The sequence below is a fragment of the Streptomyces sp. CBMA152 genome (assembly GCF_014596475.1).
Classification (GTDB): Bacteria; Actinomycetota; Actinomycetes; order Streptomycetales; family Streptomycetaceae; genus Streptomyces.
On record NZ_MECJ01000015.1, the window covers coordinates 271,557 to 297,232 of the forward strand.

The 25,676-nt window shown below is 70.8% G+C and carries 23 protein-coding genes; 14 read left to right on the forward strand and 9 right to left on the reverse strand.

Annotated elements, in window-relative coordinates; all coding sequences use genetic code 11:
* Window positions 1–42: 42 nt before the first annotated feature.
* Window positions 43–777 carry a hypothetical protein gene (locus tag BG418_RS14525; RefSeq protein ID WP_188274238.1) on the forward strand — a complete coding sequence of 245 codons (735 nt, stop codon included), beginning with the start codon at window positions 43–45 and terminating at the stop codon, window positions 775–777.
* Between the two features lie 411 nt (window positions 778–1,188).
* Here the strand turns inward: BG418_RS14525 and BG418_RS14530 are convergent, their stop codons facing one another.
* Complete coding sequence (locus tag BG418_RS14530) at window positions 1,189–2,400, reverse strand: pyridoxal phosphate-dependent aminotransferase (RefSeq protein ID WP_188274239.1); 1,212 nt, start codon at window positions 2,398–2,400, stop codon at window positions 1,189–1,191.
* 127 nt (window positions 2,401–2,527) lie between these two features.
* Between BG418_RS14530 and BG418_RS14535 the strand changes: the two genes are divergently transcribed.
* A complete protein-coding gene (locus tag BG418_RS14535) occupies window positions 2,528–3,187 on the forward strand; it encodes a helix-turn-helix domain-containing protein (RefSeq protein ID WP_188274240.1) in 660 nt (219 codons plus the stop codon).
* Between the two features lie 82 nt (window positions 3,188–3,269).
* The gene (locus BG418_RS14540; protein WP_188274241.1) at window positions 3,270–3,908 is read left to right on the forward strand and encodes a uridine kinase; all 639 of its coding nucleotides are present in this window, start codon (window positions 3,270–3,272) and stop codon (window positions 3,906–3,908) included.
* Window positions 3,909–3,953: 45 nt separating this feature from the next.
* Here BG418_RS14540 and BG418_RS14545 read toward each other — a convergent pair whose 3' ends face one another.
* Both BG418_RS14545 and BG418_RS14550 read right to left on the reverse strand, forming a co-directional pair.
* On the reverse strand, window positions 3,954–4,844 hold the full coding sequence (locus BG418_RS14545) for a carbohydrate kinase family protein (RefSeq protein WP_223184868.1): 891 nt from the start codon (window positions 4,842–4,844) through the stop codon (window positions 3,954–3,956).
* A gap of 98 nt (window positions 4,845–4,942) precedes the next feature.
* The gene (locus tag BG418_RS14550) at window positions 4,943–5,848 is read right to left on the reverse strand and encodes a pseudouridine-5'-phosphate glycosidase (protein WP_188274243.1); all 906 of its coding nucleotides are present in this window, start codon (window positions 5,846–5,848) and stop codon (window positions 4,943–4,945) included.
* 186 nt (window positions 5,849–6,034) lie between these two features.
* Between BG418_RS14550 and BG418_RS14555 the strand changes: the two genes are divergently transcribed.
* Window positions 6,035–6,424, forward strand: a complete 390-nt coding sequence (locus BG418_RS14555; RefSeq protein WP_188274244.1) for a cupin domain-containing protein — start codon at window positions 6,035–6,037, stop codon at window positions 6,422–6,424.
* Between the two features lie 72 nt (window positions 6,425–6,496).
* Here BG418_RS14555 and BG418_RS14560 read toward each other — a convergent pair whose 3' ends face one another.
* Window positions 6,497–7,075, reverse strand: a complete 579-nt coding sequence (locus BG418_RS14560) for a methylated-DNA--[protein]-cysteine S-methyltransferase (protein ID WP_188274245.1) — start codon at window positions 7,073–7,075, stop codon at window positions 6,497–6,499.
* A 301-nt stretch (window positions 7,076–7,376) separates the two neighbouring features.
* Between BG418_RS14560 and BG418_RS14565 the strand changes: the two genes are divergently transcribed.
* The 6 genes from BG418_RS14565 (at window position 7,377) to BG418_RS14590 (ending at window position 14,909) form a co-directional block, all read left to right on the forward strand.
* The gene (locus BG418_RS14565) at window positions 7,377–8,237 is read left to right on the forward strand and encodes an MHYT domain-containing protein (protein ID WP_188274246.1); all 861 of its coding nucleotides are present in this window, start codon (window positions 7,377–7,379) and stop codon (window positions 8,235–8,237) included.
* Window positions 8,238–8,309: 72 nt separating this feature from the next.
* Window positions 8,310–10,442: an excinuclease ABC subunit UvrB gene (uvrB, locus tag BG418_RS14570; protein ID WP_188274247.1), complete on the forward strand. Its 2,133-nt coding sequence runs from the start codon at window positions 8,310–8,312 to the stop codon at window positions 10,440–10,442.
* A gap of 119 nt (window positions 10,443–10,561) precedes the next feature.
* A complete protein-coding gene (locus BG418_RS14575) occupies window positions 10,562–11,140 on the forward strand; it encodes a TerD family protein (protein ID WP_188274248.1) in 579 nt (192 codons plus the stop codon).
* Between the two features lie 122 nt (window positions 11,141–11,262).
* On the forward strand, window positions 11,263–13,182 hold the full coding sequence (locus BG418_RS14580; protein ID WP_188274249.1) for a TerD family protein: 1,920 nt from the start codon (window positions 11,263–11,265) through the stop codon (window positions 13,180–13,182).
* A 312-nt stretch (window positions 13,183–13,494) separates the two neighbouring features.
* Window positions 13,495–14,475, forward strand: a complete 981-nt coding sequence (locus BG418_RS14585; RefSeq protein WP_188274250.1) for a TerC family protein — start codon at window positions 13,495–13,497, stop codon at window positions 14,473–14,475.
* Between the two features lie 128 nt (window positions 14,476–14,603).
* A complete protein-coding gene (locus tag BG418_RS14590; RefSeq protein WP_188274251.1) occupies window positions 14,604–14,909 on the forward strand; it encodes a hypothetical protein in 306 nt (101 codons plus the stop codon).
* Between the two features lie 6 nt (window positions 14,910–14,915).
* On the opposite strand, the gene BG418_RS14595 is transcribed toward BG418_RS14590, so the two are convergent.
* From BG418_RS14595 to BG418_RS14605, 3 genes are all read right to left on the reverse strand, one after another.
* Window positions 14,916–16,193: an MFS transporter gene (locus BG418_RS14595; protein ID WP_188274252.1), complete on the reverse strand. Its 1,278-nt coding sequence runs from the start codon at window positions 16,191–16,193 to the stop codon at window positions 14,916–14,918.
* A 164-nt stretch (window positions 16,194–16,357) separates the two neighbouring features.
* The gene (locus BG418_RS14600) at window positions 16,358–17,014 is read right to left on the reverse strand and encodes an MBL fold metallo-hydrolase (protein WP_188274253.1); all 657 of its coding nucleotides are present in this window, start codon (window positions 17,012–17,014) and stop codon (window positions 16,358–16,360) included.
* 21 nt (window positions 17,015–17,035) lie between these two features.
* On the reverse strand, window positions 17,036–17,722 hold the full coding sequence (locus tag BG418_RS14605; RefSeq protein WP_188274254.1) for a maleylpyruvate isomerase family mycothiol-dependent enzyme: 687 nt from the start codon (window positions 17,720–17,722) through the stop codon (window positions 17,036–17,038).
* Window positions 17,723–17,918: 196 nt separating this feature from the next.
* On the opposite strand from BG418_RS14605, the gene uvrA reads away from it, so the two are divergent.
* Window positions 17,919–20,864, forward strand: a complete 2,946-nt coding sequence (gene uvrA, locus BG418_RS14610) for an excinuclease ABC subunit UvrA (RefSeq protein WP_317453655.1) — start codon at window positions 17,919–17,921, stop codon at window positions 20,862–20,864.
* Between the two features lie 241 nt (window positions 20,865–21,105).
* Here uvrA and BG418_RS14615 read toward each other — a convergent pair whose 3' ends face one another.
* Window positions 21,106–22,008, reverse strand: a complete 903-nt coding sequence (locus tag BG418_RS14615) for a carbohydrate kinase (RefSeq protein WP_188274256.1) — start codon at window positions 22,006–22,008, stop codon at window positions 21,106–21,108.
* 335 nt (window positions 22,009–22,343) lie between these two features.
* Here BG418_RS14615 and BG418_RS14620 point away from each other — a divergent pair, with 335 nt between their 5' ends.
* Window positions 22,344–22,772, forward strand: coding sequence for a Rieske (2Fe-2S) protein (locus tag BG418_RS14620; RefSeq protein ID WP_188274257.1), 429 nt, complete (start codon window positions 22,344–22,346; stop codon window positions 22,770–22,772).
* Window positions 22,773–22,793: 21 nt separating this feature from the next.
* On the opposite strand, the gene BG418_RS14625 is transcribed toward BG418_RS14620, so the two are convergent.
* Window positions 22,794–23,720, reverse strand: coding sequence for a hypothetical protein (locus tag BG418_RS14625; RefSeq protein ID WP_188274258.1), 927 nt, complete (start codon window positions 23,718–23,720; stop codon window positions 22,794–22,796).
* A 365-nt stretch (window positions 23,721–24,085) separates the two neighbouring features.
* Here BG418_RS14625 and BG418_RS14630 point away from each other — a divergent pair, with 365 nt between their 5' ends.
* Window positions 24,086–24,751 carry a papain-like cysteine protease family protein gene (locus BG418_RS14630; protein ID WP_188274259.1) on the forward strand — a complete coding sequence of 222 codons (666 nt, stop codon included), beginning with the start codon at window positions 24,086–24,088 and terminating at the stop codon, window positions 24,749–24,751.
* A 5-nt stretch (window positions 24,752–24,756) separates the two neighbouring features.
* A complete protein-coding gene (locus BG418_RS14635) occupies window positions 24,757–25,563 on the forward strand; it encodes a hypothetical protein (protein WP_188274260.1) in 807 nt (268 codons plus the stop codon).
* Window positions 25,564–25,676: the final 113 nt, after the last annotated feature.

Below are 25,676 nucleotides of genomic sequence, written 5' to 3' on the forward strand. Positions count from 1 at the left end.
ATCGTTCGTGCAAACCGCGTTGGCGTTGTTAGCGTTCATCACGTGGCGAAACTCAATCAGATCATCGCAGTCGAAAAGGGAATCAAGTCGAAGTCCCATCAGGACCTGACGTCAGCTCAGCACGGCCTGCAGAAGCCCGCGTTGCTGGCCGGCATCTCCCGGACCTACCAGCCGAAGGACGAGGAGGGCGAGCAGCTGCCGCCCGAGTCGACGTTGGTGCAGGTCAAGGCCGAGGACGTGTTGCGCGACACCGCGGTGACGCTCACCCGGCTTTTCGATGTGACCGCCACCAAGGACTGGGCGAACTGCGAGGCTCGCGCCGACATCACGGTCGACGGGCGAGTTCTCGTCACCGGGGCCCCGGTTTCGTATCTGCTCTTTCTTGAGAAGCAGCTCGCGGACATCAATGCGTTCGTGCGCAGGCTGCCGGTGCTCGACGCCGCCGAGTCATGGGCGCAGGACCCGTCCACCGACTCCTGGAAGACCGAGCCGGTACGGACACTGCGTACGAAGAAGGTGCCGCGCAACCACGTCAAGGCGGAGGCTACCGAAAAGCATCCGGCCCAGGTCGAGGTGTATTACGAGGACGTTCCGGTCGGCTACTGGACGACCGTGAAGTTCTCCGGCGCGCTGCCCGCCCGACGGGTCAACGAACTGCTCGCCCGGGTCGAGAAGGTGCAGCAGGCGGTCAAGTTCGCCCGCGAGGAGGCCAATGGCATCGACGTCACCGACCAGCGCGTGGGTGACGCGATATTCGGCTATCTGTTCAGCCAGTGACCGGCTGAACAGATAGCGTCAGAGACTCCCCGGCTGTGACGCGTTCACGGCTGGGGTGCGCGAGGAGCGCAAAGCTGAAACTGAAGTTCGTCGTGACTGTGCGGCCTCGCGAGACGCGGGTGCCGTCATCAATCTCAGACTATTGCTCCAGACTCAGCATTCGCCGCCGATCGCCGGACCAACCGGGCCCAGGCCCTTGTGCGTCGAGATGCCGGTTCGACTCCGGCCCGTGGAGCTTCGATCCGCGGTCGTCTAAAGGCAGGATGCGGCGACATAAAACTGACCTGGGTTCTCAAGCGTTTCGGCGTGTGCAATTCGGTGGCATCACACAGGACTCGGGGGCCGGCTACGCCCCCCGGGTCCGCTCCTTTTCCGCCCCTTTTCCTACGTGTCCCCACCGCGCCCCGGACGCTACTGGCGGTATCCGCTCAGGAAGCGCCCGATCCGGCTGATTGCCGCGTCCAGATCGTCGGCGTGCGGCAGCGTCAGGATCCGGAAGTGGTCCGGGCGCGGCCAGTTGAAGCCCGTGCCCTGCACCACCTGGATCTTCTCCCGCAGCAGCAGGTCAAGCACGAACTTCTCGTCGTCTTCGATCGGGTGAACCTTGGGGTCGATCCGGGGGAACGCGTACAGTGCGCCCTTCGGCTTCACGCACGTCACGCCCGGGATCTCGTTCAGTTTCTCCCAGGCCCGGTCGCGCTGCTCGCGCAACCGGCCGCCCGGCGCGGTCAGTTCCCTGATGGACTGCCGGCCGCCCAGTGCGGCCTGGATCGCGTACTGGGCGGGCGCGTTGGGGCACAGCCGCATGGAGGCGAGCATGGTCAGCCCCTCCAGATAGTTCTTCGCGTGCCGCTTGGGGCCGGTGACGACCATCCAGCCGGAGCGGAACCCCGCCACCCGGTACGTCTTGGAGAGGCCACTGAAGGTCAGGACGACCAGGTCGGGGGCGAGCGCGGCGGCGGTGTGCGCCACGGCGTCGTCGTACACGATCTGGTCGTAGATCTCGTCCGCGAGCACCATCAGGTGATGGCGGCGGGCCAGATCCAGGATTCCCTCGATGATCTCCTTCGGATAGACCGCGCCCGTGGGGTTGTTGGGGTTGATGATGACCACGGCCTTGGTGCGGTCCGTGATCTTCGCGGCCATGTCATCGAGATCGGGGTACCACTCGGCCGACTCGTCGCAGAGGTAGTGCACCGGCCGGCCGCCCGCGAGGGTGGTGACGGCCGTCCAGAGCGGGTAGTCGGGCGCCGGGATGAGGACCTCGTCGCCGTCTTCAAGCAGCGCCTGTACGGCCATGGAGATCAGCTCGGAGACACCGTTGCCGAGGAAGACGTCGTCCACCGTGACGTCCGGGAGCCCCATCGCCTGGTAGCGCTGGACGACCGCGCGGCGAGCCGAGAGGATGCCGCGCGAGTCGGTGTAGCCATGAGCCTGCGGGAGCATCCGGATCATGTCCTGGACGATCTCCTCCGGCGCCTCGAAGCCGAAGAGCGCCGGGTTGCCGGTGTTGAGGCGCAGCACGCTGTGGCCCGCCTCCTCCAGCGCGTTGGCGTGTTCGATCACCGGGCCGCGGATCTCGTAACAGACCTCGTTCAGCTTGCTCGACTGCCGGAACTCCATGCCGTGGCCCTCCCGGGTTCCCAGATCTCTCTGGCGTCAGATCCCTCTGGCGTCACTCTCGTAGTGCTTGCTTGGTTTTACCAAGTGGGAGCTTGGAAAGTCCAACATCTTGTCTAGACTGCGTCGTATGCCACGTCAGCCACGTCGTCGAAGCTACGACCAGTACTGCGCCGCGGCCCGCGCCCTCGATGCCGTCGGGGACCGGTGGACGCTGCTGATCGTCCGGGAACTCCTCGCCGGACCGCGTCGTTATACAGATCTGCACGCAGATCTGCCGGGTGTCTCCACGGACGTTCTCGCCTCCCGGCTCAAGGACATGGAGCGCGAGGGGCTGGCCACCCGTCGCAAGCTGCCACCGCCCGGGGTGGCGACCGTGTACGAACTGACCGCGCGCGGACATGAGTTGCTGCCCGTACTGACCGCCCTCGCCGCCTGGGGCGCGCCGGAGCTGGCGGAGCGGCGGCTCACCGACGCCGTGCGCGCGCACTGGTTCGCGATCCCGCTGATCCGGCGGCTGCGGGGGCTTCCGGACGCGCCCGCCGTCCTCGATGTGCGGTTGGACGAGGGCGAGTTCCACGTACGGATCGGCGGCGACGGGCCGTCGGCCGGCCTGGGGCCGGTTTACGGGGAGGGGGCCGCGCCCGACGCCGACGCGCGGCTCGTCATGGACGCCGATACGTGCCGCGCGCTCGCCGAGGGCACGCTGATGGTCGAGGAGGGCGTGAAGGACGGCAGGATCGAGGTGTCCGGCGACGGGCCGGTCGCGGTGGCGCTGCGGGGCGAGTGACCGCGCGCCGTATGCCACTTCAGATGTCGACGCAGGCGGTGCCACGCGTCGCACCACTTTGAGCTGCGCGCATCATGGAGGCGTGCGACTCGAAGCGATCACCTGGGAACGGCTGACCGAGGCCTTGGCGGACCGGGCCATGGACATGGAGGCCGAGCCCTGGCTGCGTGTCGGCGTCGACGGCGCGCCCGCCGCCCGGCCTGGCGAGCTGGCGGAGGCGGTCGCGGGGGCCCTGCGCGTACGGGGCCGGTCGGTCCTGGTCCTGTCCACCGAGGGCTTTCTTCGGCCCGCCTCGCTGCGGTACGAGTACGGCCGCGAGGACCCGGACACGTACGTGGACGGCTGGTTCGACACCGCCGCGCTGTGGCGGGAGGTCTTCGACCCGCTGGAGCCCGGGGGCACCGGACGGGTGCTGCCGGACCTGTGGGACCCGGTGACCGACCGGGCGACCCGCAGCTCCTATCAACTCCTCCCGAAGGGAGGAGTGCTGTTGCTGCACGGGCCGATGCTGCTGGGGCGCTGGTTTCCGTTCGACCTCACCGTGCACGTCCGCCTGTCGCCGGGCGCGCTGCGGCGGCGTACGCAGGACAGCGCCCTGTGGACGCTTCCCGCGTTCGAACGGTACGAGGAGGAGGTGCGGCCGGGAGAGGCCGCCGACGTCGTCGTGCGCGCCGACGACCCGAGGCATCCGGCGTGGAGCGGGACGGGTTCCGGCCGTTAGGGCCGCCGAATCGCAGGGGTGCGGTGTCGGTCGTGTGCGCCGTCGTCAGTCGCGTACCGGTGGCCGTCCGCCCACCAGCGTCACCGCCTCCGCCCCCGCCCGGCAACCTGCCGCCGCGGCCTCGGCCGGGTGGGCGCCCGCGAGGCGCGCGGCGAGGAAGCCGCCGGTGAACGCGTCGCCCGCGCCCGTCGAGTCGACGGCTGAGGCCGTCGGCGGGGCGGGAACCCGGGCCACCACGTCTCCATCCGCCGCCACCAACGCGCCCACCGCTCCCAGCGTGACCGCGACCAGGGGGAATCGTCGGCTCAACTCGACTGCGGCGTCGGCTGGTTCGGGCAACCCGGTGAGCAGGCGCGCCTCGTCGGCATTGGGCAGGAGGACGTCCACGCCCTCGGCTGCCGCCAGGAACTTTTCGGCGCCGAGCTCCGCGAGGAAGCCCGCCGAGGCCGGGTCCAGGCTCACCGGCACCCCGGCGGCCCGCGCCGAACGGCAGGCGGCGATGGCGAGTTCGCGGCTGACGTCGGCGAAGAACAGATAGCCGGAGAGGTGGAGATGGCCGATCCCGTCGAGGAACGCGGGGTTCCAGTCGGCGGGGGCTATGCGCAGGACGGCGCCGCTGTCGGTGAGGAAGGTGCGCTCGGCGGTCGCGGTGTCGACCAGCGATACGACGGTGGCGGTCGGCGCCGCCGTGTCGGGGACGAGCAGGGGCCGCACGCCCGCGCGCCGCAGCACCCGCTCGTGCCAGCCGACCGCGTCGCTCCCGACCCGGCCCAGCATCCGTACGTCCGCGCAGCCCGAATGGGCCGCCCAGCAGGCCGCGTTGGCGCCCGCCCCGCCCGGGACGGTGCGTATCTCGGCCGCCGTGTCCGTCGCCGCCGCGAGCGGTCCCCGGTGCCGGGCGATGACATCGGTCACGACGTCCCCGACGACGAGCAGCCCACGCCGCGCGCGGCCCTGGAGGTCCGTACGGGCGGAGGCGGCCGCATCCGCAGGGTCGCCGGCAAGGCGGCCCGCCGCACCATCCGCCGCATCGCTCACAGCGCCGCCGCGATCGCCGCCGCGAGGCGTACGTTGCCCCGCACCGCTGCCACGTTCGCCTCCAGCGACGCCCCTTCGGTGTGCCGCATCAGGTAGTCGAGCAGGAACGGGGTGACGGCCTGGCCGGTGATGCCCAGTTCGCGGCACTCGGTCAGGGCCTCGGCCAGCACCCGGTCGTGCAGCGCCGGGTCCAACTGCTCGGCCTCCGGGACGGGATTGGCCACGATCAGCGCGGAGTCCGGGCCCAGCGCGTCATGCGCCCGCACCACCTCGGCGGCCTCCTGCGGCGACCGCACCGTCCAGTCCACCGGCTCGCCGGAGCTGGCCAGATAGAACCCGGGGAAGAACTCCGTGCCGTATCCGACCACCCCGATGCCCAGCGTCTCCAGCCGCTGGAGCGTGGCCGGCACGTCGAGGATCGACTTGACCCCGGCGCACACCACGGCGATCGGCGTCCGGGCCAGCAGCCGCAGGTCCGCCGACTCGTCCTGCGTCTCGGTCCAGCCCCGGTGCACCCCGCCGAGCCCGCCGGTGGCGAAGACGCGGATCCCCGCCCGGTGGGCGAGATGCGCGGTCGCGGAGACCGTGGTCGCCCCGCTCACGCCCGAGGCCAGCGCCATGGGCAGATCCCGGTGGCCGAACTTGCGCATGCCACCGCTCGCGACCCGCTCCAACTGATCCTTGTCGAGGCCGACATGGGGCAGCCCGTCCAGGACGGCGATCGTGGCGGGGACGGCGCCCTGGCCCCGTACCAGCTCCTCCAGCTCCGTCGCGACCCGCAGATTGCGCGGGCGCGGCAGGCCGTGCGCGATGATCGTGGACTCCAGAGCGACCACGGGACGCCCGTCGGTCAGGGCTTCCCGCACCTTCTCGGACACCTTGAGTACGTCGTCGTAGGGCATGCACCATCCCTGGCGCGCGCGTGTGCCGCGTAAACGTCACGGCGGCGATCACCCGTGCGAGGCGCGCGGAGGCGGAGGCCGCGAGGCCTACGGGGCCCGCCCCCGCGACCCACTCACGGGGAGTCTGCTCCCGGTCGGCGGTCCCGGCCAGAGGTGGCGTCGAGGGCCTGGCTAGATTGGCCCGCCATGACGACCAATGATCAGCTCGACACCCCTTCCGCCGACGCGGCGTCGCCCGCCTCCTTCGTGGTCCACATCCCGGGCACCGAGCTGGAGCCGGAACCGCTCGACCCCGCCCAGATCGTCTCCGGCGACCCGGTGGTCACCGGCAAGGTGCTCTGGGAGTCGCCCGACGGCAAGCAGATCCGCGGTATCTGGCAGATCACGCCGGGCGTGGTCACCGACATCGAGGCCAATGAGCTGTTCGTCGTGGTGAGCGGGCGCGCGACCGTCGAGGTGGAGGGCGGCGACACCCTGGAGATCGGCCCCGGCGACGCCTGTGTGCTGCGCGAGGGCGACCGTACGACGTGGACCGTCCACGAGACGCTGCGCAAGGCGTACCACATCAGCCTGTAGCGCCCGCCGCCATCCCGTGGCGCCCGCTCCGGTCCGGGGCACCGAAGGGCCCCGGCCTCGGACGCGCGCGCCTCAGAACAGCGGCTGCGGCAGCACCCCTTCCAGGGCGAGCAGCTTCCGCTTGGTCTCCAGGCCGCCGCCGAACCCGCCGAGCCCGCCGTCGCTCTCCACCACCCGGTGGCAGGGCACCACCACCGGCAGCGGGTTGGAGCCCATGGCGGCGCCGACCGCCTGGGCCGCCCGGGGCTGTCCGACGCGCTCGGCCAGATCGCCGTACCCCACCACCGCTCCGTACGGAACGGTCGCCTCCAGTTCGCGGAGCACCTGGCGGTTGAACCCGGAGGACAGCGTCCAGTCCAGCGGCAGCTCGAACGCGCGCAGCTCACCGGAGAAGTAGGCCTCCAACTGGCGTATGGGCTCGGCCAGCGGGCCCGCGTCGCCGGGCCGCGCGGGCGTCGGCTCGGCGCCCAGCCGGGCCGACAGACCCCGCAGGGCCCTGTCCCGGATCGCCTCGTCGGCGTGGAAGACCACGTTCACCAGGCCCTGCTCGGTCGCGGCGAGCAGCAGGGGCCCGATGTCGCTGCCCACGACTGCCCACACCACCCGCCCCGGCTCCTGCGAGGCCTGCTCGAACTGCCCGTTGCTGTTCATGTCGCCACCGTACGACCCCCCACTGACAACGCCCGCCGGGCCGTCGTACGCCGACCTCTCGAACCGCCGTACCCGCACCCGTCCGTCCGGTCACCGGACGCTCAATCCGCACCAACCGGACACGTCCCGGCGACCGAAACGGAACCACCCGGACCGCACCTCGCATTCAGGGTGTCGACAAAATGGCGTGAAAATGTTTGCCTGTCGCTCGGCGAGCCTTAATGTCGCCCCGAACCAGGGCCTGAGCGACACAGTCGGCCTCTTCAGTCGGTAGTCGGTACGGGGTGAAGGGCACACGGATATGCACGGGACGGTCGACGGCTTCTCCTACGGCATCGTCACGCCAGTCGTGGCGTTCCTCATGGCCTGTCTGGGCGGTGCGCTCGGGCTGCGCTGCACCGCCAGATCGCTGCGCACGGAGCGCTCGTTCAAGGCGGGCTGGCTGGCGCTGGGCGCCACTTCCATCGGCTCCGGCATCTGGACCATGCACTTCATCGCGATGATGGGGTTCACGGTCCGCCAGGAGGTTCTGAGCTACGACCGGGGGATCACGTTCGCGAGTCTCGGCCTCGCCATCGTGATGGTCGGCATCGGCATCTTCATCGTCGGCTACCGGGGAGCGACGCCGATGGCGCTGGTCACCGGCGGGACCATCACCGGCCTCGGGGTGGCGTCCATGCACTACCTCGGGATGGCCGGAATTCGACTGCACGGGCAGTTCGAGTACAACACCCTCACCGTCAGCCTCTCCGTGGTGATCGCGGTCGTCGCCGCCACCGCCGCCCTCTGGGCGGCCGTCTCCGTCCACGGCTTCCTGGCCAGCCTCGGGGCCAGCGTCGTCATGGGCCTCGCCGTGAGCGGTATGCACTACACCGGGATGGCCGCGCTCAGCGTCCATCTGCACGAGGGCGCCGGACCGTCGGCGGGGGATTCCCCCGCCACGGTGCTGGCGCCGATGCTCATCGGCCCGGTCGCGTTCCTGGTCCTCGCCGGCGTGGTCGTGATGTTCGACCCGCTGGTGGTGATGGGCAGGCCCGACTGGGAGAAGCGGCCGCCCCGCCCGGCGCCCGTTCCCCGGCACCTGCCGTCGTTCCCCGAGCCGACCGCGTGGTCGGCTCGGCACCAGCCCGGCGAGGGTTCCTCGTCCCCGCACGACTGGTGATCGTGGGCCCGGCGAGCCCCGCCCGCGGGCCGATCGGACCCGAGTGTCAGTGGGGGGTCGTACGGTGGTTCCATGCGGCCCGTTTCCAAGATCGAACGTACGGTGGCGCCCTTCGAGGTCGTCAGTCCCTACCAGCCCAGCGGCGACCAGCCGGCGGCCATCGCCGAGCTGGAGCGACGCATCCGCGCAGGTGAGAAGGATGTCGTCCTGCTGGGTGCGACCGGCACCGGAAAGTCGGCGACGACTGCCTGGATGATCGAGAAGCTCCAGCGCCCCACGCTCGTCATGGCGCCGAACAAGACGCTGGCGGCCCAGCTGGCGAACGAGTTCCGCGAGCTGCTGCCCAACAACGCCGTCGAGTACTTCGTCTCGTACTACGACTACTACCAGCCCGAGGCGTACGTCCCGCAGTCGGACACGTACATCGAGAAGGACTCCTCGATCAACGAGGAGGTCGAGCGGCTGCGCCACTCGGCGACGAACTCGCTGCTCACCCGCCGGGACGTGATCGTGGTCGCCTCCGTCTCGTGCATCTACGGCCTCGGTACTCCGCAGGAGTACGTGGACCGGATGGTGCCGCTCAAGGTCGGCGAGGAGATCGACCGCGACCAGCTGCTGCGCCGCTTCGTCGACATCCAGTACACGCGCAACGACGTGGCCTTCGCGCGCGGGACCTTCCGGGTGCGCGGCGACACCATCGAGATCTTCCCGGTCTACGAGGAGCTGGCCGTCCGGATCGAGATGTTCGGCGACGAGATCGAGGCGCTCTCCACCCTCCACCCGCTCACCGGCGAGGTCATCAGCGAGGACCGCGAGCTCTACATCTTCCCGGCCAGCCACTACGTGGCGGGCCCGGAGCGCATGGAGAAGGCGGTCAACGGCATCGAGAAGGAGCTGGAGCAGCGCCTGGCCGAGCTGGAGAAGCAGGGCAAGCTCCTGGAGGCCCAGCGGCTGCGGATGCGCACCACGTACGACATCGAGATGCTGCGCCAGATCGGCAGCTGCTCGGGCGTCGAGAACTACTCGATGCACTTCGACGGCCGCGAACCCGGCACCGCCCCCAACACCCTCCTCGACTACTTCCCGGACGACTTCCTGCTCGTCCTCGACGAGTCGCACGTCACCGTCCCGCAGATCGGCGCGATGTACGAGGGCGACGCCTCCCGAAAGCGGACGCTGGTCGACCACGGCTTCCGGCTGCCCTCCGCGATGGACAACCGGCCGCTGAAGTGGGAGGAGTTCCTGGGCCGTATCGGCCAGACCGTCTACCTCTCCGCGACCCCCGGCAAGTACGAGCTGTCGCGCGGCGACGGCTTCGTGGAGCAGATCATCCGCCCCACCGGCCTGATCGACCCGGAGGTCGTGGTCAAGCCCACCGAGGGCCAGATCGACGACCTGGTGCACGAGATCCGCAAGCGCACCGAGAAGGACGAGCGCGTCCTGGTCACCACCCTCACCAAGAAGATGGCCGAGGACCTGACCGACTACTTCCTGGAGATGGGCATCCAGGTGCGGTACCTGCACAGCGACGTCGACACGCTGCGCCGGGTCGAGCTGCTGCGCGAGCTGCGGGCGGGCGAGTACGACGTCCTGGTCGGCATCAACCTGCTCCGCGAGGGCCTGGACCTGCCCGAGGTGTCGCTGGTCGCGATCCTCGACGCCGACAAGGAGGGCTTCCTGCGCTCGGGCACCTCGCTGATCCAGACCATCGGCCGCGCGGCGCGCAACGTGTCGGGCCAGGTCCATATGTACGCCGACAAGATCACCCCGGCGATGGAGAAGGCCATCGAGGAGACCAACCGCCGCCGGGAGAAGCAGGTCGCGTACAACAAGGAGCACGGGATCGACCCGCAGCCGCTGCGGAAGAAGATCAACGACATCGTCGCGACCATCGCGCGCGAGGAGGTCGACACCGAGCAGCTGCTCGGCTCCGGCTACCGCAAGGGCAAGGACGGCAAGGGAGCCAAGGCCCCGGTGCCCTCCCTCGGCGCCAAGGCGGCGAAGTCGAAGGCGAAGGCGGGCAAGGGCGGCGAGGTGCTGACCGACCGTCCGGCCGCTCAACTCGCCGAGCAGATCGAGGAGATGACCGACCGGATGCGGGCCGCGGCCGCCGAGCTGCAGTTCGAGATCGCCGCCCGGTTGCGGGACGAAGTCGGGGAGCTGAAGAAGGAGTTGCGGCAGATGCGGGAGGCGGGCCAGGCCTGAGCGGGCCGCGCCCGGTGTGTTGCAAGACCGCCACAAAACAGGCCTGCGTGGTGGCGCCCGTCGCGCCACTGCGTAGGGTTCGGCCCGGAGAACGTAAGAAAGCGGAGAGGGGACAGCGCGTGACGGTCAATCTGACCAAGGGCCAGGCGATCAGCCTGGAGAAGCAGGGTGGCGGCACCCTGACCGCGGTGCGGATGGGGCTCGGCTGGCAGGCGGCGCCGCGCCGCGGGCTGTTCGGCTCGCGCACCCGGGAGATCGACCTGGACGCCTCGGCGGTGCTCTTCGCCGACAAGCAGCCGGTGGACGTGGTGTTCTTCCGTCACCTCGTGAGCGACGACGGCTCGGTGCGCCACACCGGCGACAACCTGGTGGGCGGCGCGGGCCAGGGCGGTGACGACGAGTCGATCCTGGTCGACCTCCAGCGCGTCCCGGTCCACATCGACCAGATCGTCTTCACGGTGAACTCGTTCACCGGCCAGACGTTCCAGGAGGTGCAGAACGCCTTCTGCCGCATCGTCGACGAGACCAACGGCCAGGAGCTGGCGCGCTACACGCTGGACGGCGGCGGTCAGTACACGGCGCAGATCATGGCCAAGGTGCACCGCTCGGGCGCCGGCTGGCAGATGACCGCCATCGGCAACCCGTCCAACGGCCGCACCTTCCAGGACCTGATGCCGGCGATCCTGCCGCACCTGTAGGCGCGGCCCGCACGCAGGCACCACCGGCCGCCACGGCCGTCATCGCAGCTCCCGGAGGTACGCCGCCGGGAGCTGTCGCGCACCACGTGCACCACCGGCAACTCGACGAGGGGACAAGAGCGATGACGGCCGAGCTGGTACGGGGACAGAACCACCCCCTGCCCCGGACCCGACTGGAGATCCGGGTGTCGGCCGGTACGCCGGTCGTCGCGGGCGCCACCCTCGGGGACGAGACCGGCACGGTGCGCGGGACGGAGTGGGTCGCGCACCCCGGCTCGCCCACGCTCCCGGGCCTGGAGGTGTCCCGGCAGGCTGCCGCCGACCACCGGCTCGCCGTCGACCTGGAGGCGCTGCCGCAGGAGGTGCACCGGGTGAGCGTGCTGCTCGCGCTGCCGCTCGGGACCGCCGGGCCCAGCCGGTTCGCCGCCGTGGCCGCGCCCTTCGTGGCCGTCACCGGTCTCGACGGCACAGAAGTCGTCAGCTACACGATCACCGGCCTGGACGCCGAGTCGGCGGTCGTCGCGCTGGAGCTGTACCTGCGCAACGGCGCCTGGAAGGTCCGCGCGATCGGCCAGGGCTACGCGGGCGGCCTCGCTGACATGCTCGTCGACCAGGGGCTTCCGCAGGCCCGTCAGCTCGCCGAGACCATCCTCGACGCGGTCGCGCTCGGCGCCTCCCGCTCGGTCGCGGCGCCCCCGCCCCGTACGTCCGACGAGGCCCGGGTGCGGGCCGGGGCGGCGAGTACAGCAGGGACAGACGGCGGCCAGGCGGACACCGCACCGCCACAGACGGCCGCCCAGCGGCCCCTCACAGGCGCCGGGCCCATCGACTACGCGCACCCGCGCCGCCAGACCAGCGCGCCCCCGCCGGCGCCCACCGCCCCGCCCGCGGCCCCCGGTGAGCCGCCGCGTCCGGTAGCGGGCGACGCCACCGGGTGGTCGATGGACGAGCGGCTCTACAACCAGGTGTGGGGCATGTTCGAGGACCTGGCCCGCACCACCGCCGCGTACCGCAGCGCCGTCGACTTCGCGGACTCGCGGATGGAGCAGGAGCTCGACCGGGTCCTCTCCGATCCGCGCAGCCGGATCGGCTCCACCGGCGACCACGCGCGCGAGGAGGCCGCCGCGCGCCGCGAGGAGCTGGTCGGCCGGGCCCAGGAGGCCTTCGACCGGGACGTGGCGCAGCTGACCGCCGAGTCCGAGGTCGTCGAGCCCGCCCTGCCGCCCGCCTACGCGAGCTGGGACAACCCCGTCTGGCACGGCTACCGCACCCCGATGGAGATCCCGATGGCGCTGCGCGTCGGCGACCTCCGGCTGCCGGAGCGGCCCGAGCTGCGGATTCCGATGCTGGTGCGGCTGCCCCTTGAGCGCGGACTGTGGATCGACTCCGGCCGGTCCGACGCCGAGGCCACCGACTTCATGGACGCCGAGCAGGTCAAGGGTCTTGCCGTGGAGACGGCGGTGGCGCTCGCGGCGCGGCTGCTCGCGGTCTATCCGGCGGGGGAGTTCGCGGTGCACGTCATCGACCCGGCGGGCGCGGCGGCGGGCGCCCTCGCCCCGCTGACCGGGTCGGGCGTGCTGGCCGCGCCGCCCGCCGTCGGCGCCCAGGGCGTGGCGGCCGTCCTGACCGGGCTCACCGAGCGCCTCGACCTGCTGCAGATGGCCGCGCGCGGCGGTGCCGGGGCGGACGCGCTGCCGCCCGGCATGGACATGGCCGAGCAGCTGCTGATCGTCAACGACTTCCCGCACGGCTTCGACGACCGCGCGGTGAACCAGCTGCGCTATCTCGCCGACGAGGGCCCGTCGGTCGGGGTCCATCTGCTGATGGTCGCGGACCGAGAGGACGCCAGCGCGTACGGCCCGGTGCTCCAGCCGCTGTGGCGCTCGCTGCTGCGGCTCACACCGGTCCCGGACGACCACCTCGCGGATCCCTGGGTGGGGCACACCTGGACGTACGAGCCGCCGCTGGTGCCGCCCGGCAGCGCGATCCTCGGGAAGGTGCTCGGGCAGGTCGCCGAGGCCCGCCGCGCTTGGCCCCGTTGAGCGGGCCGCGGAGCGGGGCCGCAGAGCGGGGCCGGACGAGGCGAGGGGCGTGCGCGGGCTCGTGCGCGCCCCTTCGTACTCCCCTTGCACATCCACCGACTTGGCTTTCCCTTACCCATCCCTTTACCTTCTCTTGGTGATTGGGGTAGGCTTCCGATATCGGAGGGGAGTACTCCCGACTGCGGCGTTCCCGTCAGTACGGACCGATCGACCGGTCCCGGGACACCGGCTCGCGGCACGGCACGTGCCCGGGTGGAGGAGACCTCCGGCAGCGACGACGCTGATCAGTAGCGGTACGAAGCCGGAGGCACAGTGGACGTTTCCTTGACCCTGTGGGTGCTGACCATTCTCGGTCTGTGCGCCCTCATCGCGGTCGACTTCTTCATCGGGCGCAAGCCCCATGACGTGTCGGTCAGAGAAGCCGGAATCTGGACGGTCGTCTGGATCGTGCTCGCCGCGCTGTTCGGCATCGGCCTGCTGATCTTCGGCAACAGCCAGGCGTCCGGCGAGTTCTTCGCGGGCTTCATCACCGAGAAGTCGCTCTCCGTCGACAACCTCTTCGTCTTCATCCTGATCATGGCGAAGTTCTCGGTGCCGAGCCATCTCCAGCAGCGCGTGCTGCTCTTCGGTGTGCTCATAGCCCTGGTGCTGCGGGCGATATTCATCGCGGCCGGCGCCGCCGTCATCGCCAACTTCTCGTGGGTCTTCTACCTCTTCGGCGCGTTCCTGATCTACACCGCGTGGAAGCTGATCCAGGAGGCGCGCTCCGGCGACGAGGAAGAGGAGTTCGAGGAGAACCGGCTGCTCAAGTCCATCGAGCAGCGGTTCGGTGTCGCCGACCGGTACCACGGCACCAAGCTCTTCATCGAGCGCAACGGCAAGCGGATCCTCACCCCGCTGATGGTCGTCATGCTCGCCATCGGCACCACCGACGTGCTGTTCGCGATGGACTCCATACCGGCGATCTTCGGCCTGACCCAGGACCCGTACATCGTCTTCACCGCCAACGCGTTCGCGCTGATGGGCCTGCGCCAGCTGTACTTCCTCATCGGCGGGCTGCTCAAGAAGCTGGTTCACCTGAGCTACGGCCTGTCGGTGATCCTCGGCTTCATCGGCGTGAAGCTGGTGCTGCACGCGCTGCACGAGAACGGGGTGAACGTCCCCGAGATCTCCATCCCCCTCTCGCTCGGCGTCATCTGCGGCGTGCTGGTCATCACCACCGTCACCAGCCTGATGGCCACCAGGAAGCAGGCTCCGGCCGAGGTGGATCGGCCGGAGAACGTCGAGGTCTGACCTCGTACGGCGTAGCGGAATCACGTACACCGGCCGGACGGAATCGCGGTTGCCGGGACCGCCGGCCGGTGTTTGCTTGGACGGGAGAGCTCCCGGTTCGCGGGAGCGCCGCGGACCAGGAGGAACCCATGAAGTTCGCGCAGATCATCGACTTCGAGACCGAGCGCGCCGACGAGATGCGCGACCTCATCCGCAGGTACGAGGAGAAGGCGCGCGCCGAGGGCCGCAAGATCGCGCCCGTCCGCCGCACCCTGCTCAAGGACCGGGACAACCCGAACCGCTATCTGGCGGTGGTCGAGTTCGACTCGTACGAGGAGGCCATGGCCAACAGCGACAACCCCGAGACCACCGAACTCTCCAAGCAGCTCGCCGCGCTCTCGACCCGGGCGCCCGCCTTCACCAACTGTGACATCCAGGAGCAGGGAGACCTGTAGGCCGCGTCACGCGGGTGCCGGCTCCGCTCCCGTCTCGGCCGGTGACGGCGCCGGACGGGTCTCCGGCAGCAGCGCGAAACAGCCCAGGCTCAGCAGCGCGACCCCGGTCAGATAGGCCGCGACGCCCCACGGCGGCCCGTCGCCGCGCGCCAGCGCGGTCGCCACGACCGGGGTCAGCGCCCCGCCGAGCACCCCGCCCAGGTTGTAGCCGACGGCCGCGCCCGTGCACCGCACCCGGGGCTCGTAGAGCTCCGGCAGATACGCGGCGATCACCGCGAACGTGGTGATGAACGCGAGCATCGCGCCCAGGAAACCGGCGAACATCAGCAGTGGCTCGGCGGTCTCCAGCAGCGCGATCATCGGGAACATCCACAGTGCGCTGGCCGTGCAGCCCACGAGGCAGAGCGGCCGCCGACCGTAGCGGTCGCCGAGCAGGGCCGCCAGCGGCGTCACCGCGCCCTCGACGGCGACGGCGGCCATGATGCAGACGAGCATGACCGTACGGCTCACGCCGAGCTGTACGGTGCCGTAGGCGAGGGACCAGGTGGTGACCGCGTAGAACACGGCGTATCCGATCGAGAGCGCCCCGGCGGTCAGCAGGACGAGGCGCCAGTGGTCGCGGGCCACCTCCATCAGGGGCAGCCTGGCCGGTTCGCGGATCTCCTGGAACTGCGGGGTCTCGGCGAGGGACGAGCGCAGCAGCAGTCCGCCCGCGGCCAGAACTCCCGCGCCCCAGAAGGGAATTCGCCACCCCCAGTCCCGGAACTCGGCGTCGCTCAGTCCTGCGGACAGAGCCAGCATCAGGCCGTTGGCCAGCAGGAACCCCACCGAGGGGCCCATCTGCGGAAACGACGACCACAGTGCCCGGCGCCGTGCGGGCGCGTGCTCGACCGCCAGCAGGACCGCCCCGCCCCACTCGCCGCCGACCCCGAGTCCCTGCAGAAAGCGCAGAAGCAGCAGCAGTACGGGCGCGGCCGCGCCGATCGTCGCGTACGGGGGTACGCAGCCGACGGCGACCGTCGTCGCACCGGTCAGGAACAGCGAGAGAAAGAGCACCGGGCGGCGTCCGTAGCGGTCACCGATGTGACCGAAGACGACAGAACCGAGCGGCCGGGCGAGGAACCCGATCCCAAAGGTGGCGAAGGCGGCCAGAGTTCCGGCCAGCGGGGAGAACGTGGGAAAGAACAGCGGGCCCAGGACGAGCGCGGCGGCCGTCCCGTACGCGAAGAAGTCATAGAACTCGACCGCGGTGCCCGCCAGGGAGGCGCCGGCGAGCCGCAGCATCGAGGGTGGTGTGACGGGAGAGATGGGTGAGGAGCGCATATCGCGCCAACTACCCGTGATCGTCGGCGGTTACGGGGGGCGTGCGGAAGCGCGAGCGCGGGAGAAGTGAGCTGGTGGTACGGGGTTTCGCCGCCCCGAAGGCATCCCGCGCCGGTCCGGGCGGGCTACCAGCCCCGGGCGCGCCACTCCGGCAGCTTCGGGCGCTCCTCGCCGAGCGTGGTGTCGTTGCCGTGGCCCGGGTAGACCCAGGTCTCGTCGGGCAGGACGGCGAAGAGCTTGGTCTCGACGTCGTGGAGGAGGCTGGCGAACGCCTTCGGGTCCTTGTGCGTGTTGCCGACGCCGCCCGGGAAGAGGCAGTCGCCGGTGAACAGGTGCGGGTGGCCGTGCGGGTCGTCGTAGACCAGCGCGATGGAGCCGGGGGTATGGCCGACCAGATGGCGGGCGGTCAGCTCGACCCGGCCGACCCGGATCGTGTCCCCGTCTTCGACGGGGACGTCGGTCGGGACCGGGATGCCGTCGGCGTCGTGGCGGCCCGCGTAGGTCGTCGCGCCGGTGGCGGCGACGACCTCGGCGAGTGCCTGCCAGTGGTCGCCGTGACGGTGGGTGGTGACGACGGACTTGATGCCGTCGTCACCGATCAGCGTCAGGAGGGTGTGGGGCTCGGCCGCCGCGTCGATCAGCAGCTGCTCGCCGGTGGCCCGGCAGCGCAGCAGATACGCGTTGTTGTCCATCGCGCCGACCGCGACCTTCGAGATCATCAGATCCGGCAGCTCGTGCACATCCGCCGGACCGCCGACCTTCACCGCTCCGCTGTACGTCATGGCTTCAGCCTAGCCCGGTGATCACAGTGGCGGCAGGGCGGGCAGGGAGCCGCCGGAGACCTCCAGGGCGGCGCCGTCGCGGCGGCCCGCGAGCCAGCCCAGCAGGTCCCAGGGGGAACCGCCGACGGTGACCGGGGTGCCCGCGTCGCCGCCGGTGCGCAGGGTGTGGCCGTTGTTGCCGGTGAGGGTGATCGGCGGGACCGTCGGGTTGCCGCTGAAGCGGTCGGCCAGGAACTGGATCTCGCGCCGCACGAACTCGTCCGGCAGGTTCTCCAGCTCGTAGCCGACGCCCAGGTCGACGTGGTGCAGCTCGACCTCGATCAGGCGGCGGAACGGGATGCGGGAGGCGGAGTCCTTCACGCCGTTGCGCAGCTCGACCGTGCGGCTCCAGTCGGCGGGCCGGGCGCCCTCCTCCTGGAAGCGGGCCGCGCTCTCGCGCAGGTCGGCGAGGTGGACGTCGAGCGGGCGGGCCGCGTCGCGCGCGATGTCGGCGTCACGCGCCTCACCGCTCTCGTACATGGGGCGCCCGGCGAGCACGTTGACGAGCGCGTCCGCGTTGCGGGCGACATGGGCGAGCAGATGGCCGCGGCTCCAGCCCGGCAGCCGTGACGGCGCGGCGACCGCCGCGTTGTCCAGTGCGGCGGCTGCGCTGAGCAGCCGGTCGGTGGCTTCCCGTACAGAGTCCAGGTCGTGGGCGTGATCAATCATGAGGCCGACGATAGCCCCGCCACTCATTCGGGTGAAGCCGGTTGGACGAGTCCGTAAATCGAATGCGCGTGCTATAGGCTCGTCAGTGGCATCAGGCATCCTTGGCTGTAAACCGAACCATCGCCCTGGCGACCCCCCCATAGTCTGAGACGGGGGTTCCGCCCCCTGCTTCTCTCCAAGAAAGGTGCGGACCGGCGTGGCCGACCGTCTCATCGTCCGTGGCGCGCGCGAGCACAATCTCAAGAACGTCTCGCTCGACCTCCCGCGCGACTCCCTCATCGTCTTCACCGGGCTCTCGGGGTCGGGCAAGTCGTCCCTCGCGTTCGACACGATCTTCGCCGAGGGGCAGCGCCGCTATGTCGAGTCGCTCTCCTCGTACGCCCGCCAGTTCCTCGGCCAGATGGACAAGCCGGACGTCGACTTCATCGAAGGTCTCTCGCCCGCCGTCTCCATCGACCAGAAGTCGACCTCGCGCAACCCGCGCTCGACGGTCGGCACGATCACCGAGGTCTACGACTACCTGCGCCTGCTCTTCGCGCGCATCGGCAAGCCGCACTGCCCCGAGTGCCGTCGGCCGATCACCCGCCAGTCGCCGCAGGCCATCGTCGACAAGGTGCTGGAACTGCCGGAGGGCAGCCGCTTCCAGGTGCTCTCGCCGCTGGTGCGCGAGCGCAAGGGCGAGTTCGTCGACCTCTTCGCCGACCTGCAGACCAAGGGCTACAGCCGCGCGCGCGTGGACGGCGAGACGATCCAGCTCTCCGAGCCGCCCAAGCTGAAGAAGCAGGAGAAGCACACCATCGAGGTGGTCATCGACCGCCTCACCGTGAAGGACTCTGCCAAGCGCCGCCTCACCGACTCGGTGGAGACCGCGCTGGGGCTCTCCGGCGGCATGGTGGTGCTCGACTTCGTCGACCTCGCCGCCGACGACCCCGAGCGCGAGCGGATGTACTCGGAGCATCTGTACTGCCCGTACGACGATCTGTCCTTCGAGGAGCTGGAGCCGCGCTCCTTCTCCTTCAACTCGCCCTTCGGCGCCTGCCCGGACTGCACGGGTATCGGCACGCGCATGGAGGTCGACCCCGAGCTGATCATTCCCGACGAGGAGAAGTCCCTCGACGAGGGCGCGGTCTCGCCGTGGTCGCTCGGTCACACCAAGGACTACTTCGCCCGCCTGGTCGGCGCGCTCGCCGACGAGCTCGGCTTCCGTACGGACATCCCCTGGGCGGGGCTGCCGCAGCGCGCCAAGAAGGCGCTGCTGTACGGCCACAAGACCCAGATCGAGGTGCGCTACCGCAACCGGTACGGGCGTGAGCGCGCGTACACGACGTCGTTCGAGGGCGCGGTGCCGTTCGTCAAGCGGCGCCACTCGGAGGCGGAGTCCGACGGGGCGCGCGAGCGCTTCGAGGGCTATATGCGCGAGGTCCACTGCCCGACCTGTGAGGGCACACGGCTGAAGCCGCTGGTCCTCGCGGTGACCGTGATGGACCGGTCCATCGCCGAGGTCTCCGCGATGTCGATCAGCGACTGCGCCGACTTCCTGGGCGAGCTGAAGCTCAACGCGCGCGACAAGAAGATCGCCGAGCGGGTCCTGAAGGAGGTCAACGAGCGGCTGCGCTTCCTCGTCGACGTCGGCCTGGACTACCTCTCGCTCAACCGCGCCGCCGGGACGCTCTCGGGCGGCGAGGCCCAGCGCATCCGGCTCGCGACCCAGATCGGCTCGGGCCTGGTCGGCGTGCTCTACGTACTGGACGAGCCGTCGATCGGCCTGCACCAGCGCGACAACCACCGTCTGATCGAGACCCTGGTCCGCCTCCGCGACATGGGCAACACGCTCATCGTCGTCGAGCACGACGAGGACACGATCAAGGTGGCGGACTGGGTCGTCGACATCGGCCCGGGCGCCGGTGAGCACGGCGGCAAGGTCGTCCACAGCGGCCCGTTGAAGCAGCTCCTGGCCAACAAGGAGTCGATGACCGGGCAGTACCTGGCGGGCAAGAAGTCCATCCCGCTGCCCGACGTACGCCGCCCCGCGGACCCGTCGCGCAAGCTCACCGTGCACGGCGCCAAGGAGAACAACCTCCAGGACATCGACGTCTCGTTCCCGCTCGGCGTACTGACCGCGGTCACCGGTGTCTCCGGCTCCGGAAAGTCGACCCTGGTCAACGACATCCTGTACACGCACCTCGCGCGTGAGCTGAACGGCGCGCGGACCGTGCCCGGGCGGCACACGCGCGTGGCGGGCGACGACCTCGTCGACAAGGTCGTCCACGTCGACCAGTCGCCCATCGGCCGTACGCCCCGGTCGAACCCGGCGACGTACACGGGTGTCTTCGACAATGTACGGAAGCTGTTCGCGGAGACGATGGAGGCGAAGGTGCGGGGTTACCTCCCCGGCCGGTTCTCCTTCAACGTCAAGGGCGGCCGCTGCGAGAACTGCTCGGGCGACGGCACGATCAAGATCGAGATGAACTTCCTGCCGGACGTGTACGTGCCGTGCGAGGTCTGCCACGGGGCGCGCTACAACCGAGAGACGCTGGAGGTCCACTACAAGGGCAAGTCCATCTCCGAGGTCCTCGACATGCCGATCGAGGAGGCGCTGGAGTTCTTCGAGGCGGTGCCGACGATCGCGCGTCATCTGCGGACGCTGAACGAGGTGGGGCTGGGTTACGTCCGGCTCGGCCAGTCCGCGCCGACGCTGTCGGGCGGTGAGGCGCAGCGCGTGAAGCTGGCGTCGGAGCTGCAGAAGCGGTCGACCGGGCGGACGGTGTACGTGCTGGACGAGCCGACGACCGGTCTCCACTTCGAGGACATCTCGAAGCTGATCAAGGTCTTGTCGGGTCTTGTCGACAAGGGGAACTCGGTGATCGTCATCGAGCACAACCTCGATGTCATCAAGACGGCGGACTGGGTCGTGGACATGGGCCCGGAGGGCGGCAGCGGCGGTGGTCTGGTGATCGCCGAGGGCACGCCGGAGCAGGTCGCGTCGGTGGCCGCGAGCCACACGGGGAAGTTCCTGCGCGACATCCTGGGCGCGGACCGGATCAGTGACGCGGAGCCGGCTGCGCCGGTGCGGAAGCCTGCGAAGCGGGTGGCGAAGAAGGCGGTGGCGAAGAAGACGGCGGCCCGGGCGCGGAAGGCCTGAGCCGCTCGGTCCCGGGGGTTCGCCCCCCCGGGGGCTCCCTGGCCGTCCGGTTGCCGCCTGCGGCGGGCGAGTTCCCCACCCCGCCCCTTCCCTAAAGCCCTGGGCGGGCGGCCGGGTTCTTTGGCTGGCCGCCGGTGGGGGCTTGTCGCGCAGTTCCCCGCGCCCCTAGGCATTTAGGGGCGCGGGGAACTGCGCGAGCAACCCGGCACCATCCGCAGCCGAACAACAGCCCCCGGAGGGTTCAGGGAAGGGGCGGGGTGGGGGAAAGCTCCGCCGCGTGTGGCGGTTGCGCGCCCGCCTTCGTGCAGGTCAGGGCCGCCGCCCTGGCCGCGTACCGGAGGGCGTCGGACCACTCCGCTGCGGACAGTGGGCCCCGCCCCGCCACCACACGCAGCAGCGCCGCGTTCACCGTGTCGCCCGCCCCGATCGTGTCGACCACCTCGACCGGTTCGCCGGGGACGGAGATCTCCTCCCCGGAGCGGGTCCACGCCGTCAGCCCCGCCGCGCCCCGGGTCAGCACCACCGCCTCCGGCCCCGCCGCCAGCCAGCCCTCCACGTCGCCGCCCAGCCACGCCGCGTCCTCCTCGGACAGCTTCAGGAGGGAGACGTACGGCAGCCAGGAGCGGAAGCGGGCCCGGTAGGCGGCCGGGTCGGGGATCAGGCCGGCGCGGATGTTCGGGTCGAGCAGGGTGAAGACGCCCCGCCCCGATTCCCGCCGCAGCAGCGCCTCGTACGCGCTCGCCCCCGGCTCAAGGATCAGCGAGCAGGTGCCGAACGCCAACGCCTTTACGACGGAGGGGAGTTCGGGTGGCAGCTCGAAGAGGCGGTCGGCGGTGTCGGAGACGTAGAAGCCGTACCCCGCCGCCCCGTCCGGGCCTATCGTCGCGACCGCGAGTGTCGTCGGCTCCGGGCCGCGCTGTACGAGGGAGGTGTCGACCCCGGCGGCGTGCAGGCCGTCGACGAGCGCTTCGCCGAAGCCGTCCGTCGAGACCCGGGAGCAGAACGCGGTCCGGGCGCCGAGTCTGCCCAGGGCCACCGCCGTGTTGTACGGGCCGCCGCCGAGCCGGGGCGACAACGGGCTCAGCCGGTCGCCGGGGCTCGTGGCGACCAGGTCGATCAGGGCTTCTCCGGCGACGACGATCACGCGGCGAACGTACACCCATCCGGAGGGGACGCGTCAGCCCTCCGGCCCGCCCGACCACCTCCGGCCCGCCAGCCCCCATCCCGCTCGGCCCCACCCGGCCCTGCCCCGGAGGGGACCCGTCAGCCCGTCCAGCCGTCCGGCCCGTCAGCCTCCATCCCGCTCGGCCCCACCCGGCCCCCGTTCCCCACCCTCCCCCTGTCCGACCCGCCCGACCTGCGGGTATTGCTCCCGGTCCTGCCCCGTACGCGCTCCACCCCCGGCCCCCGCGCCGGGCGCACAGTCGGCGCCGGTATCGTCGGACGGGTCATCCGACCCCCTTGACCTGTGGAGAAGCCATGTCCGGCCAGCCCGCCGCCCGCCGCACCGTGCTGAAAGGCGCGGCCCTCGCCGGGGCCGCCGGGCTGGGAGTGGCCGCCTGCTCCACCGACTCCAAGCTCGGCCACGCCCAGACGCCGACCCCGACCGCGCCCGTCGCGCTCGGTGCGCCCGACGAGATCCCGGTCGGCGGCGCCAAGCTCTACCGCGAGCAGCGCGTGATGGTCGCCTGCCCAGCCAAGGGCGAGTACAAGGCGTTCAGCGCGCAGTGCACGCACGCCGGCTGCCTCCTCGACAAGATCGAGGACGGGCACGGCAACTGCCCCTGCCACGGCAGCCGCTTCAATGTGATGACCGGCGAGCCCGTGCACGGCCCGGCGACCGTGCCGCTGCCGTCCGTCCCCGTGAAGGTGAAGAACGGCCGACTGGTCGCGGGCCCCGACGCCTGACCGCTGCCGCTCAAGGCCGCCTCACGCCCACCCCCAGTCGATCCCCAGGATCCCCGGCCGCACCCCCTGTTCCACCAGGTGCACCGTGCGGTGCTGGCCGCTGAGCGTGAGGTCGCCCCGGCCGGAGCGGGTCGAACCCGCCGAGGTCTGGGCGAAGCGGCGGCAGCGTACCGGCAGCGCGTGCTCGTCGAAGCGGACCTGGAGCACGTACTGCCCGCCCGCGAAGCTGAAGCCGCGTACGTACTCGCTGCTCGGCCCGGCCGTGCCGTCCTCGAAGCCGTAGCCGAAGAGGTACGTCTCGCCGGCCCGCAGCCGGGCGTCGAAGAGCAGCTCGGCGATGAGGACACCGGTCGCGGCGTCCCAACGCACCCGTCCGGTACGGCAGTTCTCGGCCGCGTGCACCTCGACCCGGGACGGGTCGCAGCCGGGGTCGCCGTGGTGGATGGCGAGATAGCGGTCGACGCCGTCGCGATGGGCGCGGACCACCTGCTGGGAGTCGCGGCCGAGCAGTTCCCGCCCCGCCCCGATGCGTACGCGCTCATGGTGGCCGACGGTGTGCAGTCCGCCGTCCACGGGTGACTCCAGGTCGGTGATCAGCCGTTCCACGACCCCCGACGCCTCGACGAGGGAGCGGTAGGAGCGGGCGGCGGGACGTTCCGCCTCGGCCCCGCGCTCGCCGTCGTCGAGCAGCCGAAGCAGCGAGCGTTCCGGCAGTCCCAGGACCTCCTCCAGGGCGCGTACCGCCCGCAGCGACTCGGCGCGCTGCGGCCGTCGGGCGCCCTGCTGCCAGTAACTCAGGCTGGTCACACCGACCTTGACGCCACGCCCGGCCAGATGGTGCTGGACTCGCTGGAGTGGGAGTCCGCGTACGGAGAGGGCGGCGCGCAGCGCCAGGTGGAACGGGCCGGTGTGCAGCACCTGTGCCAGATCGGCATCGGTGTGGAGCATGGGGGAACTCCTCGGGACTGCTCGGAACGGACGGAATACCAGGAAGACGCCGGGACGCCGGGACGCCGGGACGTCGGGACGGTCGGAGTGAACCGGGCCCCCGGGACGGACTTCACCGCCGGGCCGCCGCTGGTGGTGCGGACCGCACAGTGAACGTTCACGGCGAGGGGTGGTCACGGGCCGCCGGAGGACCCGGGCGGCCTGGTGGGCCCGGAAGGTCCGTTCACATGTCGGCCATTCCGTTCACACCCGCGTCTCACCTCGCATTGAAGCGCGTTGACCGGCCCACGACAACGTTCGATGCTCATCGAAAGCGTCCGGACGCGCTCCTCCATCCCCACACCCCCCGCTTCGGGAGGAACGCGATGCACAACCGCAAGAGACGGCTTTCCGCCCTCGCCCTCGTGGTGACGGCCCTGCTCGCCGCCCCCACGGCGACAGCCGTCGCATCCCCGCAGGAACACCGCACCACCACAGCCGCCACCGCCACCGACACCCGTACCGCCACCGACACCCGTACCGCCACCGACACGCCGTCCGCCACGGCCGCAACGTCGAAGCGGCTCGACATCACCATGCAGGCCCAGCAGAAGAACAACTGGTGCTGGGCCGCCAGTGGCAACACCATCGCCACCTGGTTCGGGCGGAACTACAGCCAGAACCAGTTCTGCAACGCCGCCTTCGGCCGCCAGCAGGGGTACGACTGCCCCAACTCGCAGGCGGACCTGGGCAATGTGCAGAACGCGCTCGACTGGGCCGGGATCAACTCCGGCTCATATGTGAGCGGTTGGCTGCGCTACTCGACCGTACAGACCGAGATCAACGCCAACCGGCCGGTCGAGACCCGTATCCAGTGGTCCAGCGGCGGCGGTCACATGCATGTGCTGTACGGGTACGACACCGCCAACAGCTGGGTGTACTGGGGCGACCCCTGGCCCTCCAGCAACCGCTACAACTGGGCGTCGCACGACTGGTACGTCGACAACGACTCGTTCTCCTGGACCCACTCGCTCTACCGGATCGGGGCGTGACGACGATGAGCATCCGACGTCTGTCCTCCTGCGCCGCCGTGGCGGCGCTGCTCACCGGCCTCGCCGCCTCGTACGCGTCGGCCGCCGAGACCCCCTCGGCGTCCGCCGACTCCAAGGCCGCCGCCCACCAGGCGGCCACCTCTCCCGCGACGCTCTCCACGCTCTCCCGCTTCTTCGCCCGGGACGGCAAGGTGGCCCTCGCGGCCGTCGCCCCGCGCATCCAGGGCGACGCGGTGCCCGTCTACACGCTCTCCCCGGAGTTCGTCGCCGGGAAGGCGGGCGCGCCGGTCGCGAAGCTGGAGTACCTGGCCTCCACGGCCGTCTCCTCCGACGGCCAGAAGGCCTCCCTGTGGACCGTGCCGCAGGGCACCACCTGGAAGGTGGTGAACATCGCCACCGGTGACGACGAGTCCCGCTATGCCGCGGCGGGCGCGAAGCGGCTGCCGGGCGGCACGGTGTTCCAGGAGCCGCAGATCAACGCGTGGTACGTCCAGAAGGGGGCGAGTGTGCTGCCGCTGGACGAGGACGCGGTGAAGGCCGTGGGTGCCCGGGGCACCACCCTGGCCGCGTATCAGAAGCGCGTTCAGCTCGCCTACGGGGACAAGCTGCCCGGCTCCGCGTACGCGAAGTCCGGCAAGGCCGGGGGGTATGGGCAGACGCCCTCTGAGGCGCGGGGCCAGGCCGCCGCGTCCGCCACCGGCGGGCATGGCGCGGTGACGGCCACCTCCGTGACGGCCGGTGCGGGTGCGCTCGGCGCGCTCGGGCTGGGCGCGGTGGCTCTGCGCCGCAGGCGTGGGGTGAACCGGGCGTAAGCCCTCCTCGGACTGCGTGATCGGCTGCGGATCGTGCGTGGCTGGTCGCGCAGTTCCCCGCGCCCCTTAAAAGCGGCACCTTCCCGCGCCCCTTAAAACCGCGTTGTCACTGC

Bases quoted from the DNA above. Each gene is read 5' to 3' on its own strand.
- BG418_RS14590 (WP_188274251.1), top strand. From the start codon at position 14,604: ATGAAGTTCGCGCAGATCATCGACTTCGAGACCGAGCGCGCCGACGAG.
- uvrB (WP_188274247.1), top strand. From the start codon at position 8,310: ATGCGGCCCGTTTCCAAGATCGAACGTACGGTGGCGCCCTTCGAGGTC.
- BG418_RS14555 (WP_188274244.1), top strand. From the start codon at position 6,035: ATGACGACCAATGATCAGCTCGACACCCCTTCCGCCGACGCGGCGTCG.
- BG418_RS14530 (WP_188274239.1), bottom strand. From the start codon at position 2,400: ATGGAGTTCCGGCAGTCGAGCAAGCTGAACGAGGTCTGTTACGAGATC.
- BG418_RS14580 (WP_188274249.1), top strand. From the start codon at position 11,263: ATGACGGCCGAGCTGGTACGGGGACAGAACCACCCCCTGCCCCGGACC.
- BG418_RS14535 (WP_188274240.1), top strand. From the start codon at position 2,528: ATGCCACGTCAGCCACGTCGTCGAAGCTACGACCAGTACTGCGCCGCG.
- BG418_RS14595 (WP_188274252.1), bottom strand. From the start codon at position 16,193: ATGCTGCGGCTCGCCGGCGCCTCCCTGGCGGGCACCGCGGTCGAGTTC.
- BG418_RS14550 (WP_188274243.1), bottom strand. From the start codon at position 5,848: ATGCCCTACGACGACGTACTCAAGGTGTCCGAGAAGGTGCGGGAAGCC.
- BG418_RS14560 (WP_188274245.1), bottom strand. From the start codon at position 7,075: ATGAACAGCAACGGGCAGTTCGAGCAGGCCTCGCAGGAGCCGGGGCGG.
- BG418_RS14630 (WP_188274259.1), top strand. From the start codon at position 24,086: ATGCACAACCGCAAGAGACGGCTTTCCGCCCTCGCCCTCGTGGTGACG.
- BG418_RS14600 (WP_188274253.1), bottom strand. From the start codon at position 17,014: ATGACGTACAGCGGAGCGGTGAAGGTCGGCGGTCCGGCGGATGTGCAC.
- BG418_RS14620 (WP_188274257.1), top strand. From the start codon at position 22,344: ATGTCCGGCCAGCCCGCCGCCCGCCGCACCGTGCTGAAAGGCGCGGCC.
- BG418_RS14565 (WP_188274246.1), top strand. From the start codon at position 7,377: ATGCACGGGACGGTCGACGGCTTCTCCTACGGCATCGTCACGCCAGTC.
- BG418_RS14605 (WP_188274254.1), bottom strand. From the start codon at position 17,722: ATGATTGATCACGCCCACGACCTGGACTCTGTACGGGAAGCCACCGAC.
- BG418_RS14625 (WP_188274258.1), bottom strand. From the start codon at position 23,720: ATGCTCCACACCGATGCCGATCTGGCACAGGTGCTGCACACCGGCCCG.
- BG418_RS14635 (WP_188274260.1), top strand. From the start codon at position 24,757: ATGAGCATCCGACGTCTGTCCTCCTGCGCCGCCGTGGCGGCGCTGCTC.